We start from the raw sequence: 14,656 nt of genomic DNA on the forward strand, positions 1-14,656 counted from the left end.
AGTTAGCCCAGCCAAACATCTAAGAACAGCATAATCACCAAGCCCATCGCCAGACCAAAGGTGGCCTTTTTCTGGTGCCCGCTGCGGTGTGTTTCGGGGATGATCTCATGGCTAATCACGTACAGCATGGCACCGGCGGCGAACGCCAAGCCCCACGGCAGCAGTATCTGGGAAACGCTAACGATACTGGCGCCAAACAGCCCACCAATGGGCTCGATCAGGCCAGTTAGAGCAGCAATCGACCAGGAGCGCCACTTTGAGTAGCCTTCACCCATCAACGCAACCGCAACGGCCAGCCCTTCCGGCATATTCTGCAGCCCAATGCCGATCGCCAACGGCATGCCGCCCTCTAACCCATTGGCCCCAAAACCAACGCCTACTGCCATGCCTTCCGGCAAGTTGTGAATGGTAATCGCGAACACAAACAGCCAGACACGGCGCAAAGAAGCAGCCTCCGGGCCCTCGCGCCCCTGGGCGAAGTGTTCATGAGGAAGGCGCTCGTTAAGCAGAGCGATGGCGCCCATGCCCAGCAAAATAGCAATACAGACAATCGCAGCGGGCACCGGGCCGCCGGAATAGTAGGTTTCTGCGGCGTCCAGCGCGGGGATAATCAGTGAGAAAAACGACGCTGCCAGCATTACCCCCGCCGCAAAACCCAGCGCTAAATCACGAAATCCTCGGCTCGGCGTTTTGCCTAACAGCACCGGCAACGCGCCGACAGCCGTCAGCAGGCCAGCGACTAAGCTACCTAAAAACCCTAATAACAGCGTATTTTCCATGGACTACAAAAACTCGGCCAGCAATGAGAGGGGCTTAATTGACGATGCTGCGTTAGCGCCTAACGCAGCATCAGCACGTACTTTAACTTATTAGCACCTCTATGCCGTGAAGCCACTGGGTTAATGTCATTAAAACAGGGCAAAACGCTAACATGGCGCGAAAAGAAAGCCAGCGCATAGGCGCTGGCTTTGAGCTCTTCACACCACGCTATTAACGCAAAGGCGTCTTCCGCAGGTACGGCAACACCGTTTCATATTCGCCATACTTCTGCTTGGCATCCGCGTCAGAAACACTAGGCGGAATAATCACATCCTGACCTACAGTCCAATCGGCCGGGGTGGCAACGCCATGTTTCGCCGTGGTTTGCAGCGCATCCAGGGCACGCAAGATTTCGCCAAAGTTACGCCCTACCGTCATCGGGTAGGTCATTGAAAGCTTTAACTGCTTGTCAGGCCCGATAATAAACACTGAGCGCACCGTGGCGCTATCAGCCGGCGTGCGGCCATCTGGCAGGTAAGCGTCTTCTGGCAGCATGTCGTAAAGTTTTGACACCACTAACCCATCATCAGCGATGATGGGAAAATCGACCTGGCTACCACTCACCGTTTGAATGTCGTCACCCCAACGCTTGTGGTCATCTACGCCATCAACAGAAACACCAATCACCTTGGTACCGCGTGCCTTCCACTCGGCACTCAGCTGCGCAACGACACCGAATTCCGTCGTGCAAACCGGGGTGAAGTCTTTAGGATGTGAAAACAGGATCGCCCAGCTATCGCCAATCCAGTCATGAAAGCGAATCGGCCCTTGGCTCGTTTCCGCTTCGAAATCGGGCACGACTGCATTTATACGTAATGACATGCTTTCCTCCTTAATGGGCGCTAGGCACCCTAATAGCTTATTTGTCTTTCAACACCTTCACTATAGATCATTTAGCGCTAAGACAGCGAGTCGCATGGCAACGTTCACTCGCTTAGCCAAGTGTAGCCGAACGCCATAAAAGCCTAATCTAACTGACTGTAAAAAACACTACGGCGCCCTAACCTGGATTTCTCACGGGGTATAAAAGAAAGCGGCTGAAAGTGCTATGATTTCAAGAGCCTAACCAATCCATCAAGCACCAACAACCGCTTCCAAAATGGTACCTGAAAAACTGACCTTCTCGCCACTCTCACGCCGCCAAATTGAAGCCGATTTCTCTGGGGGCCACATCACCTCCGATGCTGGATTGCTCCTGCTTCGTGAAGTCGATAAGCAACATCGCCTGACGCACCGCTTGGCCTCCGTGCTTCATGATCCCCGCGCACCGGAACAGGTTCGTCACAAGCACGACACTCTGGTTCGTCAGCGAGTGTTCGGTGTCGCCGCGGGCTACGAAGATTTCAACGACCATGAGGCCCTACGCTATGATCAGGCGCTTCAGACAGCGCTCGGTGAAGATAATGCGCTGGCAGGCAAGTCTACGCTGTGCCGGAGTGAGCAGAACGCCGATCGACAAGCGATGGTGAAGGCCCATGAGGTGCTGTGGCACCACTTCATTGAACAGCATGACGCACCCCCGAAGGAGATCGTGCTGGACTTTGATGGCACCGATATCCCTGTGCACGGTGAGCAACCCGGGAAGTTCTTTAACCGCTATTACGATCACCACTGCTACTTCCCGCTGTATGTCTTCTGTGGCCGCCATCTACTAGTGAGCTATCTGCGCACCAGTGACCACAGCGACAGCCATCACAGCTGGGCCATTCTGGCGTTACTGGTGCGCTTTATCCGCCAGTACTGGCCCGATACACGCATCGTGTTACGGGGTGATAGCCACTTTTGCCGCCCTCGGATGCTGAACTGGTGTGATCGGCATCATATCGACTACATCGTGGGCATCGGCAAGAACAGTCGGCTGCTCAAGGAAGTGGACGTGCCCATGATGCTGGTGCGCAAGACCCAGTGGGAGGTGGGCGGGAAAGTGGCAGAGACGTTCCGCTTCCAATATCAAGCACACTCCTGGAAGTATCCACGCTGGGTGGTGGCCCGTCTGGAAGAAGGCGAACTGGGCTCTAATCCCCGGTTTATCATTAGTTCCCGTTATGACGATGGCTTCAAACTCTACTACGAGCAGTACTGCGCTCGGGGCGACATGGAGAACCGAATCAAGGATCAACAACTGAGCCTGTTTGCTGACCGGACCTCCAGTACGCACTGGTGGGCCAATCAGTGGCGGCTGATCTTATCGGGCTTCGCCTATACGCTGTTCGAGCGCTTACGCACTTACCTGAAGAAGACCCCTTTTGAGCGCATGAGCCCAAGCAACCTGAGGCTCAAACTCATCAAAGTGGGCGCGGTCATCATCCGCAATACGCGCCGAATCCGGGTGTTGATGAGTGACAGCTACCCCTATAAAGCGCAACTATCCGATCTCATCAGGCGGTTAGTACCGAGCTGAATGCGCGGGCGCCCCCGGCCCGACGCAATGGGGGAAAGGGGGAGGTGTGTCTGAACGACGGAAAGAGGCTAAAAAGCAGGCAGTTTAAACCGTACCAATCGGCTTTTAGTGGTATGACGGCTTGGAGGTGGTACTGGCTGAGGTGCTATGAGAAATCCGGGCTAAGGCGCCGTACTCGTCGTAGTAAGAATCAATAGACGGTTCAACAAAGGGGCTTTTTCGCCACAATGCCCATGCTACTATCTAACCCTGCTTAACCCACCCTGTCTGAAAGGATGCCTATTGATATTTGAAGCCCCCGCCCCCGCCAGCAAAGACAACCGCGAAAACGCCTATACGTTTGAGCGCCGAGTAGATATTCAAAACCCCGACGGCAGCGAAAATCGCGGTTTTATCGACCTCCACAAACGCGGCGCGTTTGTGCTGGAAGCCAAGCAAACCGGCAAAGGGCTGGAAACCAAGGGCTGGGACAAAGCCATGCAGGCGGCTTATAACTAGCCAGCCAAGTCACCCAGCTACGCGGTATGCTCGCCGCCAGCCCCCTCCGCACGGAAAGCTTAGCGACACAAAAACGCCTCCCTTGCTAAATGCAACATTGGGGAGGCGTTTGGCTGGCTAGCTTCGTACTGTCGTGCGCACTTTCATCTAATGTTTAAGCGAACACTTCCGTCCACTCGTTGCGCTTAGCCAGCAGGTTACGAGCCAGCTCCTGGGCGCCTTCCAGGCTGTGGCTGGCGGCCCAGCCGCACTGCATTTCGTTGCAGGCGGGTACTTCAGTAGCGACCAGCACATCGTTGAGTGTCTGCTCAATGATCGTAATCACGCCGTCGTAGTCGTCGTGATTGATCATCGCGATGTAGAAGCCGGTTTGGCAGCCCATGGGGCTGATATCAACGACTTTATCGGTATGATTGCGCGACAGTTCAGCCATCAAGTGCTCAAGTGAGTGCAGCGCGGGCATCTCCATATGCTCTTTATTGGGCTGGCAGATACGCAGGTCGTATTTATGAATACGGTCGCCGTTCTGGCCTTCTTTAATATCGGCTAACCGAACGTAGGGGGCTTTTACCTTGGTGTGATCCAGGTTAAAGCTCTCGACGTTCATCTTTTTATCGGTCATGTTGGCTCCTTTTTCGCTTAAAGCTTGATTCGCTTAAACCTTGGGCGCGTCAAAATTCCATGGTTCATCGGTGTAAACGCACACGTTGGCATCTTCGATATCGCCATCCGACGCTTCAACGTGCTTGGCAAAGAAGTCTTGAATCTCTTTGCGCTGGCAGTGCGCTTCAAACTCTTCACGACTGGCCCAAATTTCATGAAATACGATCGGATAACCGGTGCCCTGGGCAAAGGGGTTGTCGATCTGGCGCGTTACCGTGTAGTGAATGCAAGCATCTTCCCGGTGCGTATTCGGCTCTAGGGTCTGAAGTGCTTTAAATACGGCTTCTTCCTTGCCTAGTTTGGGTTTAAAGCTGGCAACACAGTAAATTTTTTCTGACATGCTCATATCCTAAGTCGTTAAGCGTGCGTCATTATGCGACTTGTCTGCGCAGGTTCACAACCTAGCGAATAATGCGTTCGGCCAATGCGCCTAAATCGGTGACCGTCATATCGGGCTCAATGCCCCAGGGGTCAAACGGCGCATCCGAATTACGCCGTATCCAGGCGCTGCGCAAGCCTGCATGAGTGGCGCCAATCACATCAAAGGGATTGCTGGAAATTAGCCAGGTGTGTTCTGGGCGGGCTTCCAGGCGGCTACGCAGATGGGAATAAACGGCGGGGTCCGGCTTGAAGCGCTTTACTTCATCCGCGCTAATGACGTCATCCATATGGCTCTCAACGCCTGCACGCGTCAGTAGCGTCGAGACGGCATCGGCAGTGCCATTCGAAAACGCCACGCAGCGGATGCCTGCATCGCGCAATTGATCCAAGGCGGGCACGACATCGTCAAACGCAGGTAGCTCACCATAGACCGCCATTAAGTGATCGTGGTCGTTATCGGAAAGGCCGGTCTGTAGCGCCCGGTCAACGAAGACCAGCGCTTCGCGGGTACATTCATAAAACGGCACATACGCGCCCATCAGGCTATGGCGAAAGCTGTATTCAAGTTGTTTCTCGCGCCAGCGGCGGGCAAATTCACCTGTTTTGGAGGCATCGGTCAAGCGTCGTTCCAGCTCAACGGTCACTCCCTGGGTGTCAATCAGCGTGCCGTAAACATCGAAGGCTAATACCGGCTGCATCGTGGGCCTCTCCTTTTACTATCAATTGGCTAACAACTGTATTCAGCATAGTCGTGGCCAACAAAAACAAAAGCGCCGCTGCACAGGCAGCGGCGCTCAAAAGGCTAATACAGGTGATTAAACCGTAAAGGCAGCCTCCTGCTGGCCGGTTTTAAGGTCGCCTGAGCGCGTAAGCTCATCCGTTACGCGGTCGATGGCGCGTTTGGCGCGGCCAATCATTTCGTCCACTTCACCGCGGTTAATGGTCAGCGGCGGTGCAAAGCCGAGAATGTCGCCTTGGGGCATGGCGCGGGCAATCAGGTTCTCTTCCAGTGCTGCTGCCGATACGCGTGGACCAACCTTCAGCGCTGGGTCGAAGTGCAGGCGCTGCTTGGCATCTGGCGAGAACTCTAGTGCCGCCATCAGGCCCACACCGCGCACGTCGCCCAGTAGCGGATGACCTTCAAAGTTAGCTTTTAGCTGCTGCTGGAAGTAAGCGCCGGTTTCCGCCGCGTTACCCACCAGGTTTTCACGCTCAATGATATCCAGGTTAGCAAGCCCAGCCGCACAGCCCAGTGCGTGGCCTGAATAAGTCCAGCCGTGGCCGATGGGGCCGTATTCGCCAGTGCCTTGCTCAAGCACTTGCCAGACCTTCTCACCGACAATCACGCCGGAAAGCGGTTGGTAGGCGCTGGTGAGACCTTTGGCGATGGTGACCAGGTCAGGCTTCATGTTGTAGTGGTGGCTGCCGAAATCAGAACCGGTACGGCCAAAGCCACACACCACTTCATCGGCAATCAGCAGCACGTCATACTTCGCCAGCACGGCTTGGATGGCATCCCAGTAGCCTTCCGGCGGCGGTACGATACCGCCCGTACCCAGCACCGGCTCGCCGATAAAGGCGGCGACGGTATCCGGGCCTTCTTCCAGAATCATCGCTTCCAGTTTCTCGGCGCAATACGCAGAGAACTCAAGCTCGGTCATGCCGTGCTGCTCGGCGGCGCGCAGGTAATAGTGCGGCGCTTCGGTATGGCGAATGGTGTCAATCGGCAGATCGAAGTGATCGTGGAACGCTTTCAGGCCGGTCAGCGAGCCAGAGGCGATACCGGAACCGTGATAGCCGCGCATACGCGAGATGACCTTTTTCTTCTGCGGGCGACCCAGTACGTTGTTGTAGTAGCGCACGATCTTGAGCTGGGTTTCGTTGGCGTCTGAACCCGACATGCCATAGTAGACCTTGGACATATTCATGCCAGCGATCTTCAGAATGCGCTCAGAAAGCTCAATTTGCGGCTCGTTAGAGTGGCCTACATAGGTGTGGTAGTAGGAAAGCTCTAGCGCTTGCTTGTAGATCGCTTCGGCGACTTCAGTGCGACCATAGCCAATATTGACACAGTAAAGCCCGGCAAAGCCGTCGATAAATTCGCGGCCATCCTTGTCCACGATGTTGATGCCTTTACCGCCGGTAATCACGCGGCCCGGCGCATCGCCATGGGCGAAGTCGCGTAGGTGGGTAGAGGCGTGAAAAGTAACTTTACGGTCGCGTTCGATCAAATCCTGATGCAAGCTCATAGCGTTCTCTCTATACGGTAAACCTCCCCAACGTTTGGGGAGGGTAGTTTAAATACTTGCTTACGGCTGGGTAGCAAAGCGCCGCTAGCTGCCAGAGACGGAACCCAGCGCGCCCAGGCAGTAATACTTAGTCTCTAAATACTCATCAATACCGGTGGCGCCGCCTTCACGGCCAAGGCCGGACTGCTTCACACCGCCGAAAGGTACCGGCGGGCCGGTCATTTTGACGGAGTTAACGCTGACCATGCCGTATTCCAGCGCGCGCATTAGTTTCCAAATGCGACGAATATCGTGGGTGTAGATATACGCGGCCAAGCCGTATTCGGTGTCATTCGCCATTTCAATCACTTCGTCATCGGTGCTATAGGCGGTGATACCGGCCACGGGCGCAAAGTTCTCTTCCCGCCATACTTTCATTTGCGGCGTGACGCCGGTCAGCATCACCGGCATAAAGAAGTTTTCACCCGGTGCCTGGCTTTGATCACCACCGATCATCTTGGCGCCTTTGGAAATAGCGTCATCAACAATCGCCGCCGCTTTTTCTACCGCCTGACGGTGGATCAGTGGGCCAAGGTCAATTTCCCCCTGCAAGCCATTACCCACGGTAAGTGCCGCCATGCGTTCGGTGAACTGCTCAACGAATTCGTCGTGAATGGATTCGTGCACCAAAATGCGGTTGGCTGCCAAGCAGTCCTGCCCCGCGGTTTGAAACTTGGCATCGACGGCGGCGAAGGCAGCCTCTTTGGGATCCATATCCGGCCCGACAATAAATGGCGCATTGCCGCCCAGTTCCAAAGACAGACGCTTGACGGTATGCGCGCTCTGCTCGATCAGAATGCGGCCAACACGGGTGGAGCCGGTGAATGACAGCGCCCGAATACGTGATTCAGCGCAGAGAATCTTTGATACTTCCGCCGGGTCCCCCAGCACGACGTTAAAAATGCCCGCCGGAATCCCTGCACGTTCAGCCAGCTCCGCCAGCGCCAACGCCGAGTAAGGCGTTTCGTTGGCAGGCTTCACAATCACCGGGCAACCCGCTGCCAGTGCCGCGGCGGCTTTGCGGGTGATCATCGCCAGCGGGAAGTTCCACGGCGTAATCATCGCCGCAATGCCCACCGGCTCTTTAATGGTACCCAGCGATGCATTGGGGATATGGCTGGGGATGGTTTCGCCATAAGTACGCTTGCTCTCTTCGGCAAACCAACGCACAAAACTGGCACCATACTCGACTTCACCACGGGCGTCGGGCAGAGGTTTGCCCTGCTCTAGCGTCATGATGGTGGCGAGGTCTTCACGGTTAGCTTGAATCAGGTCGTACCACGCGAGCAAGCGCTCGCAACGCTCATCCACGCGCAGCGCCCGCCACTGCACAAAAGCGACTTCAGCCGCATCGACTGCAGCGGTAATTTGCTCGGCTTCCAATAGCGGGATATGGCCAATGGCTTCATTAGTGGCGGGATCATAAACCGCTTCTTCGCGCCCGCCTTCCCCGTGGGTCCACTTACCGTTCACGTAGGCGTACTGCCGGAACAGACGCGGATCTTCCAAGCGCTTTGCGAGCGTGGTCGATAGTGTGGTCATGGGAACCTCCCCTCAATGCAGCCTGGCTAACCGAGCGCTGCAGTCACTGTGTGGCATTGTCAGCAAGCGCTTATTAGCCTTGCCGTCGAATGCCCCCAGGTTAACGGAGAGTGGCCACGAAGTGTTTTTGAAAACCAAGACTTATCGCGCGACTTTTTTTGTCAGCAGCCGTTTAACAGTGCTTTTTTTTGGTGGGCTAAGACGGCGATTGATGAAGGGAGATTTACATCACATCAGCGGTATCAATACCAATCGGCACCCGCTTAACGGTTTTGGTGACAATATAGGTGAAATAGCGCTCGATACCCGCTTCTGAAACCAACCACTTGTCCATCAAACGCTGGTAACTATCGATAGTACGGGCCTCAAACTTGACCAGGTAATCTACCCCACCGCCTACGGCGACGCACTCGGTGACTTCCGGGGTTTGCATCACCAGGGCTTCAAAGCGAGTGAAGCTTTCGGCGTTGTGCTGTTTAAGCTCTATCTGTACCCAAACAGGGTTGCGCGGCACCAGCACGTCAGCGTCAATGCGCGCACTGTAACCCTGGATAACCCCTGCGTTTTCCAGCCGTTTTACCCGCTCCCAGCAGGGGCTGACCGAGAGATTGATCGCCTCGGCCAGCTTCGACTTGGTGATTCGCCCATCGCGGGAGAGAATATCGAGAATTTTCAGATCGTAACGGTCAAGTTTCATCATGCCTAGTGCTACGCCTCCAGGCGTTCAACAACATCGGCAATCACCGCCAGGGTATCCCCCATATTGATCAGGGAAGGGGCGCGGCGGGCCATCAAAATGCCATCGCGCTCCGCTTTGTAGGCGACCGGGTCGGTGCCGCTGCGGGTCATGTCGTACACGTAGGCGATGATTTGGCCTTTTTTGATTTCATCACCCAGCGCGACTAATAGCTCTAATACGCCGGAGTGCTGGCTCTGTACGTAGCAACTGGCGTCGGGCATATCGAGATACATCTGGCCGCCGGCAGGCATTTCCACTTCGCCTTCTACCAGGCCGTAGTGAATCAGGAAGTTACGCACGCCACGCTCGGCAATCGCGATACTCAAAGGCGTCGATGTTCCGCCGCCGCCAAGCTCGGTGGCCACAAACACTTTGCCCTGGCGCTCGCAGGCGGTGTCGAAGAGTTTTTCCGCATCCAGCTCAAACATCACCATGGCATAGGGGGCGCCAAATGCTTTGGCACCTTCCAGAGCGGCCTGCTGCTGCGCTTTATTATCCAGCACGTGAGACGCGCCGAAGGGCAGAATATCCAGCGTGCGGCCGCCGGAGTGAAGGTCGAGCACCACGTCCGCAATGGGTACCAGCACGCGGGTAAAGTAGTCGGCAATCTGCGGCGTCACGCTGCCGTTGGGGTCACCGGGAAAGCTGCGGTTGAGGTTACCCTTGTCCATCGGCGAGGTACGCTTGCCTGCCATGACCGCTGGAGTATTCATGCACGGCACGATAATCACCCGCCCTGTCACGTCCTCTGTTTTCAGCGTTGAAGAGAGTTTCAGTAGCGAGGTGATACCCTCATATTCATCGCCATGGTTGCCGCCGGTCAGCAGCGCGGTGGGGCCTTCACCATTTTTCACCACAGTGACGGGAATCATCACCGCGCCCCAGGCAGACTCATCGGTGGAGATCGGCAGCTTTAAAAAACCGTGCTGTACACCATCGGCGTCAAAATCGACGGTGGCAGAAATAGGGCTAGGCCGCCGTTGGCTCGCTTGATCGGTCATTGGATATTCCTTTATTTACAAACCACTACTTTAAAATCAGTTACTTTAAAATCCGCTACTTAACAAACAGCTGGCGCGGAAAATTGGCCAGGGTTTCGCAGCCATTTTCAGTAATCAAAATACTTTCGGTGATTTCCAAGCCCCAGTTTTCTTCCCATAGCCCGGGCATAAAGTGGAACGTCATACCGGGCTGTAAAATAGTCTCATCCGAGGGACGTAGGCTCATGGTGCGCTCACCCCAGTCCGGCGGGTACGAAATGCCGATGGGGTAACCACAGCGGGCGCCGCCACGGTCAAAGCCATATTTATCCATCGCCGACCCCAACGCCATGGCGATATCCGCCGTGCGGTTGCCAGGTTTGGCGACTGCCAGGCCGTTTTCGATGCCTTCTAAAAGAGCGGATTCCGCGCGAATAAAATCCGCTGGTGGTGTGCCCAGAAATACCGTGCGCGACATCGGCGCGTGGTAGCGCTTGAACACCCCGGCAATCTCAAAGAAGGTGCCTTCACCTTTGCGAAACGGCGTGTCGTCCCAGGTCAGGTGCGGCGCCGCGGCGTCTTTGCCGGTGGGCAGCATGGGCACAATGGCGGGATAGTCACCGCCAAAGACTTTACCGTTCTCATCCACAAAACCTTCGATGCCAACGCGGTAAATCTCCGACACCAGTTTGCTCTTGGGCAAGCCAGGCTCAATCACTTCCAGAATACGCGTGTGCATGCCTTCCACAATTTTGGCGGCAATCCGCATGTACTCGACTTCTTGGGACGACTTTATCGCCCGGCACCAGTTCACCAGCGAATTGGCATCCATAAAGCGCGCATGGGGCAGCTCGCGCAGTAGGCTTAGATAGGCCTTGGCGGAGAAATAGTAGTTATCCATCTCCATACCCACCACGCACAGATGCCAGCCGCGATCGGGCATGATCGACTGAGCCAGGTACTCCATCGGGTGCATATCCGGATTCTGAACGTAGTAATCTGGGTAGTAGGTAATGTTATCGGGATCGATCCAGCAGGTGCGCAGCGCGCCGTTAGCATCCATACGCCGCCCGAACCATACCGGCTCGCCTTCAAGGCCGACCAGCACACACTGATGCACATAAAACGACCAACCGTCGTAGCCGGTTAGCCAAGCCATATTGGAAGGGTCACTGACGATCAATACGTCAATGCCACGACTGGCCATTTCAGCACGCACTTTCCACAGGCGGGTAGCATACTCTTCGCGCGTGAAAGGCAGGGAAACCTGAGTCATCGGGCAACTCGCCATTAAGGATCACCAAGAACCAGCACACTGCCTACTATAGGCACATAACGCTGGGCCACAGGATCGACCTGGCCACCACCGATCAGGCGTCGGGGTTGCATCTGCTGCGGTTGCAGCAGGCCCGCCAATGTCGTCTTAAGCCGATACTAGCACCGACCCTTGGTTGCTGGTCAAAGCCTTTATGACAAAAAGTGCATACGGCATCGTTATTTGCACTAAGCAAGCTTGCAACAGCCTTTACCGCTCACCATGATAACCTGCAGTAATGACACTTTTAGCAAGAGGGGAACGAGATGAAAATTGTCGTGCATATCGATGAGGCTGAACAGTGGCAAGCGGCGCTGGCGGAAGCGTTGCCCCAAGCCACCGTAGTGACCAGCGAGGCGCCAGCGGATGAGCGTAAAGGGGCTGACTATCTCGCCACCTGGAAAGCGCCCGCGCATTTGCTGCAAGAACAAACCCAGCTAAAAGGCATCATCAATTTGGGCGCTGGAGTGGATTACCTACTCAAAACCCCGGGGCTACCCAGCGACGTACCGATTGTAAAATTACGCGATGCGGGCATGGGCGAGCTAATGGCCGACTACGCACTGTATGGCGTGTTGCACTTCTACCGCAGCATGGATCGTTACCTAGAGCAGCAGCACAGCGCCACCTGGCAACCGCAAGCGGTGGTGGAAAAATCTCACTGGCCGGTGGGTGTGTTAGGCCTGGGCGCTATTGGCGCTTTTGTGGCCAGCGCCCTGCAGCAAGCGGGCTTCCCGGTGCTGGGTTGGAGCAGATCTCCCAAACAGATCAGCGGCGTAGACTGTTTTCATGGCGACGAAGGGCTGACCGAACTACTCGGCCAAGTGCACAGCCTGATCACCATTCTGCCCGATACTGCCGCCACTCAACATATTCTCAACGCCGAGCGGCTGGCCCAACTGCCTAAAGGCGCCAGCGTGATTAATCCTGGTCGCGGCAGTTTAATTGATGAGCAGGCATTGCTAGACGCACTGGGCAGTGCCGATCAGCCGGGGCATTTGCGCGGCGCGTTGCTGGACGTGTTTCATGAAGAGCCGCTGCCCGCCAACAATCCGCTATGGCAGCATCCCAAGGTGATTATTACCCCGCATATGGCCGCCCCAACGCCATTAAACGATGCTATTGATCAAGTGATCGCCTATTTGCACGCCTTTGAGGCCGGTGAAAAACTCGCCACGGTAAACCCCGAGGCGGGCTACTAACGCCGCCATTCAGCCTCGCCATTTAGACTTGCCCATCAGCCTTGCTATATTAGCAGCGCGCTGAGAACCAAGTGTTCATTAAAGGCTCTTAGGAAGATATGACTTTAAGGAGGAAGGCCCTTGGTTAATGTTTTCGCACAACTGCCTAGACGCGCGCTAGCAGGGGCAGGATTGAGTCTCGCCGCTTTCTGCTCTAGCGGCATGGCGTTAGCATCAGATACGCTCACGGATCCGCAGGCCTTTGAAGCCCCTCGGTCCTTTGAAGCCCCTAGCCCCTTTGAAGCACAGTATCGGCTTGAGGTTCGCGGCTGGCCAAGCGCTACGATTACCCACCGCCTCTCTCACGAAGGTAATCATTGGTTGAGCGATATGCGCTTCTCGATTACCGTGGCGCGCGGCCAGGAGTTCAGCCGTTTTGCACTGAATGGTAATGCCCCCCAGGCGCTGCTGTTTCGCAGTAGCTATTCCGTGCTCGGCGTGGGGGATAGCTACCAATTAACCGAAAGTGATATACCTAGTTTAGATCGGCAAACGGCGCTGTTTGATCTATCGCGCCGAGCGGGGCACGAAAACTGCACCGAGAGTGCTCCCTGCGAAATTGAGTTTGTCGACCAAAAAGGACGCGACGAGCACTTTCAATACTATGTTAATGACCCAGGGACGATAAACGTGCCTGCCGGCGAGTTTGAAGCCCTACGGGTATCGCTGATCGACACCGAGAAGCCAGACCGCCTGCTGCAGCTCAACTTTCACCCCGATTGGCCCGGCCTGATTCTCTCGGCGGTGTACCAAAAAGACGGTCGCCGCGAAACGCAGCTGACATTAACCAACTTCAAACCAAACGGGGGCACGACGCCCTAAATGCTTTCGGGTTTATTGATTGTTTTATTACCGCTCGTACTAGGTTATCTGGTTCGGGTTCGCTCTACGCAGTTACAGCGGCTGATTAACCAGGCGGTAAATGCCTCGGTGTACTTGATACTGCTATTTATGGGTATCAGTTTGGCGGGGCTTGAAAATCTCACCAGCCAGCTTTCACGCTTGGGTGGCAATGCCCTGCTGCTATTCAGCATTACCACGCTGTTTAACTTAACGGCTCTATGGTGGCTATCGCGCCGTGTATCCTTAAAAGCAGGCAACTCGCCGGTGGTCAAAAATGCCCCCACCAGCAAGTTGGCGGCAATGCGAGGTTCGCTGCTGCTGGTAGCCGTCGTGGCAGGTGGCGTTATCTTTGGCTTACTGTTAGGCCCACAGCTAGGCGAAGGGCTTTTCGCCACGGCAAACTTCCTGGCCGAGTGGGTGCTCTACCTGCTGTTGGTGTTGATCGGCTGCCAGCTACGCAATTCCGGCATGCCGCTCAAGCAGATTTTGCTTAATCGCATGGGATTGGCCATTGCGATAACGCTGGCACTCAGTTCGCTGTTGGCAGGTTTGGCCGCCGCCCCGCTGCTTTCGCTTAGCTGGAACGAAGGCTTAGCTATGGCTTCAGGCTTTGGCTGGTACTCGCTTTCAGCAATTCTAATTGGCGACCAGCTAGGCCCGCTGATGGGCGGCGTGGCGTTCTTCAACGACCTCACCCGTGAGCTGCTGGCGTTTATCCTGATCCCGCTGGTCATCCACCGCCACACCGCCTTGGCCATTGGTTACGGCGGCGCCACCTCTATGGACTTCACCTTGCCCGTTATTCAACAGCACGGCGGCGTAGCCTGTGTGCCTATTGCCGTGGTCAGCGGGTTTATTCTCTCGCTGCTGTCACCACCGCTAATTCTGTTTTTTCTTTCGCTGTCGGGTTAGCGATAGCAAGCACTCAATCTCCAGGATGCCCGCC

15 protein-coding genes are annotated in these 14,656 nt (G+C 55.5%); 5 read left to right on the top strand and 10 right to left on the bottom strand.

The features are described from left to right. Window positions 1-2: 2 nt before the first annotated feature. Both ACQE2I_RS13430 and ACQE2I_RS13435 read right to left on the bottom strand, forming a co-directional pair. Entirely contained in the window at window positions 3-779 is a 777-nt protein-coding gene (locus ACQE2I_RS13430; RefSeq protein ID WP_427028572.1) for a ZIP family metal transporter, read from the bottom strand. Window positions 780-990: 211 nt separating this feature from the next. Beyond that, the gene (locus ACQE2I_RS13435; RefSeq protein ID WP_427028573.1) at window positions 991-1,641 is read right to left on the bottom strand and encodes a peroxiredoxin; all 651 of its coding nucleotides are present in this window, start codon (window positions 1,639-1,641) and stop codon (window positions 991-993) included. A 277-nt stretch (window positions 1,642-1,918) separates the two neighbouring features. Here ACQE2I_RS13435 and ACQE2I_RS13440 point away from each other — a divergent pair, with 277 nt between their 5' ends. Together ACQE2I_RS13440 and ACQE2I_RS13445 are read left to right on the top strand one after the other, a co-directional pair. Next, on the top strand, window positions 1,919-3,220 hold the full coding sequence (locus ACQE2I_RS13440; protein ID WP_427028136.1) for an IS1380 family transposase: 1,302 nt from the start codon (window positions 1,919-1,921) through the stop codon (window positions 3,218-3,220). 282 nt (window positions 3,221-3,502) lie between these two features. After that, window positions 3,503-3,718, top strand: coding sequence for a hypothetical protein (locus ACQE2I_RS13445; RefSeq protein WP_427028574.1), 216 nt, complete (start codon window positions 3,503-3,505; stop codon window positions 3,716-3,718). Between the two features lie 154 nt (window positions 3,719-3,872). On the opposite strand, the gene ACQE2I_RS13450 is transcribed toward ACQE2I_RS13445, so the two are convergent. From ACQE2I_RS13450 to doeA, 8 genes are all read right to left on the bottom strand, one after another. Further along, window positions 3,873-4,340 carry an S-ribosylhomocysteine lyase gene (locus tag ACQE2I_RS13450; protein ID WP_427028575.1) on the bottom strand — a complete coding sequence of 156 codons (468 nt, stop codon included), beginning with the start codon at window positions 4,338-4,340 and terminating at the stop codon, window positions 3,873-3,875. A 33-nt stretch (window positions 4,341-4,373) separates the two neighbouring features. Beyond that, complete coding sequence (locus tag ACQE2I_RS13455; RefSeq protein ID WP_427028576.1) at window positions 4,374-4,721, bottom strand: putative quinol monooxygenase; 348 nt, start codon at window positions 4,719-4,721, stop codon at window positions 4,374-4,376. Between the two features lie 61 nt (window positions 4,722-4,782). After that, the gene (locus ACQE2I_RS13460) at window positions 4,783-5,460 is read right to left on the bottom strand and encodes a haloacid dehalogenase type II (RefSeq protein WP_427028577.1); all 678 of its coding nucleotides are present in this window, start codon (window positions 5,458-5,460) and stop codon (window positions 4,783-4,785) included. 117 nt (window positions 5,461-5,577) lie between these two features. Then, window positions 5,578-7,011, bottom strand: coding sequence for an aspartate aminotransferase family protein (locus tag ACQE2I_RS13465; RefSeq protein WP_427028578.1), 1,434 nt, complete (start codon window positions 7,009-7,011; stop codon window positions 5,578-5,580). Window positions 7,012-7,095: 84 nt separating this feature from the next. Beyond that, window positions 7,096-8,592 (bottom strand): NAD-dependent succinate-semialdehyde dehydrogenase, encoded by a 1,497-nt coding sequence (locus ACQE2I_RS13470; protein ID WP_427028579.1) that lies wholly within the window; start codon window positions 8,590-8,592, stop codon window positions 7,096-7,098. 223 nt (window positions 8,593-8,815) lie between these two features. Further along, window positions 8,816-9,292, bottom strand: coding sequence for an Lrp/AsnC family transcriptional regulator (locus tag ACQE2I_RS13475; protein WP_427028580.1), 477 nt, complete (start codon window positions 9,290-9,292; stop codon window positions 8,816-8,818). 8 nt (window positions 9,293-9,300) lie between these two features. Beyond that, window positions 9,301-10,332, bottom strand: coding sequence for a N(2)-acetyl-L-2,4-diaminobutanoate deacetylase DoeB (doeB, locus tag ACQE2I_RS13480; protein ID WP_427028581.1), 1,032 nt, complete (start codon window positions 10,330-10,332; stop codon window positions 9,301-9,303). 55 nt (window positions 10,333-10,387) lie between these two features. Next, window positions 10,388-11,587, bottom strand: coding sequence for an ectoine hydrolase DoeA (gene doeA / locus ACQE2I_RS13485; RefSeq protein ID WP_427028583.1), 1,200 nt, complete (start codon window positions 11,585-11,587; stop codon window positions 10,388-10,390). Window positions 11,588-11,892: 305 nt separating this feature from the next. On the opposite strand from doeA, the gene ACQE2I_RS13490 reads away from it, so the two are divergent. The 3 genes from ACQE2I_RS13490 to ACQE2I_RS13500 all read left to right on the top strand — a co-directional run bounded on the left by ACQE2I_RS13490 (window position 11,893) and on the right by ACQE2I_RS13500 (window position 14,622). Next, a complete protein-coding gene (locus tag ACQE2I_RS13490) occupies window positions 11,893-12,828 on the top strand; it encodes a 2-hydroxyacid dehydrogenase (protein WP_427028584.1) in 936 nt (311 codons plus the stop codon). 120 nt (window positions 12,829-12,948) lie between these two features. After that, entirely contained in the window at window positions 12,949-13,689 is a 741-nt protein-coding gene (locus ACQE2I_RS13495) for a hypothetical protein (RefSeq protein WP_427028585.1), read from the top strand. Beyond that, window positions 13,690-14,622, top strand: a complete 933-nt coding sequence (locus ACQE2I_RS13500; RefSeq protein WP_427028586.1) for a lysine exporter LysO family protein — start codon at window positions 13,690-13,692, stop codon at window positions 14,620-14,622. It begins immediately after the preceding gene. Window positions 14,623-14,656 lie beyond the last annotated feature (34 nt).

The organism is Halomonas sp. H2, assembly GCF_050215315.1.
GTDB lineage: Bacteria > Pseudomonadota > Gammaproteobacteria > Pseudomonadales > Halomonadaceae > Vreelandella.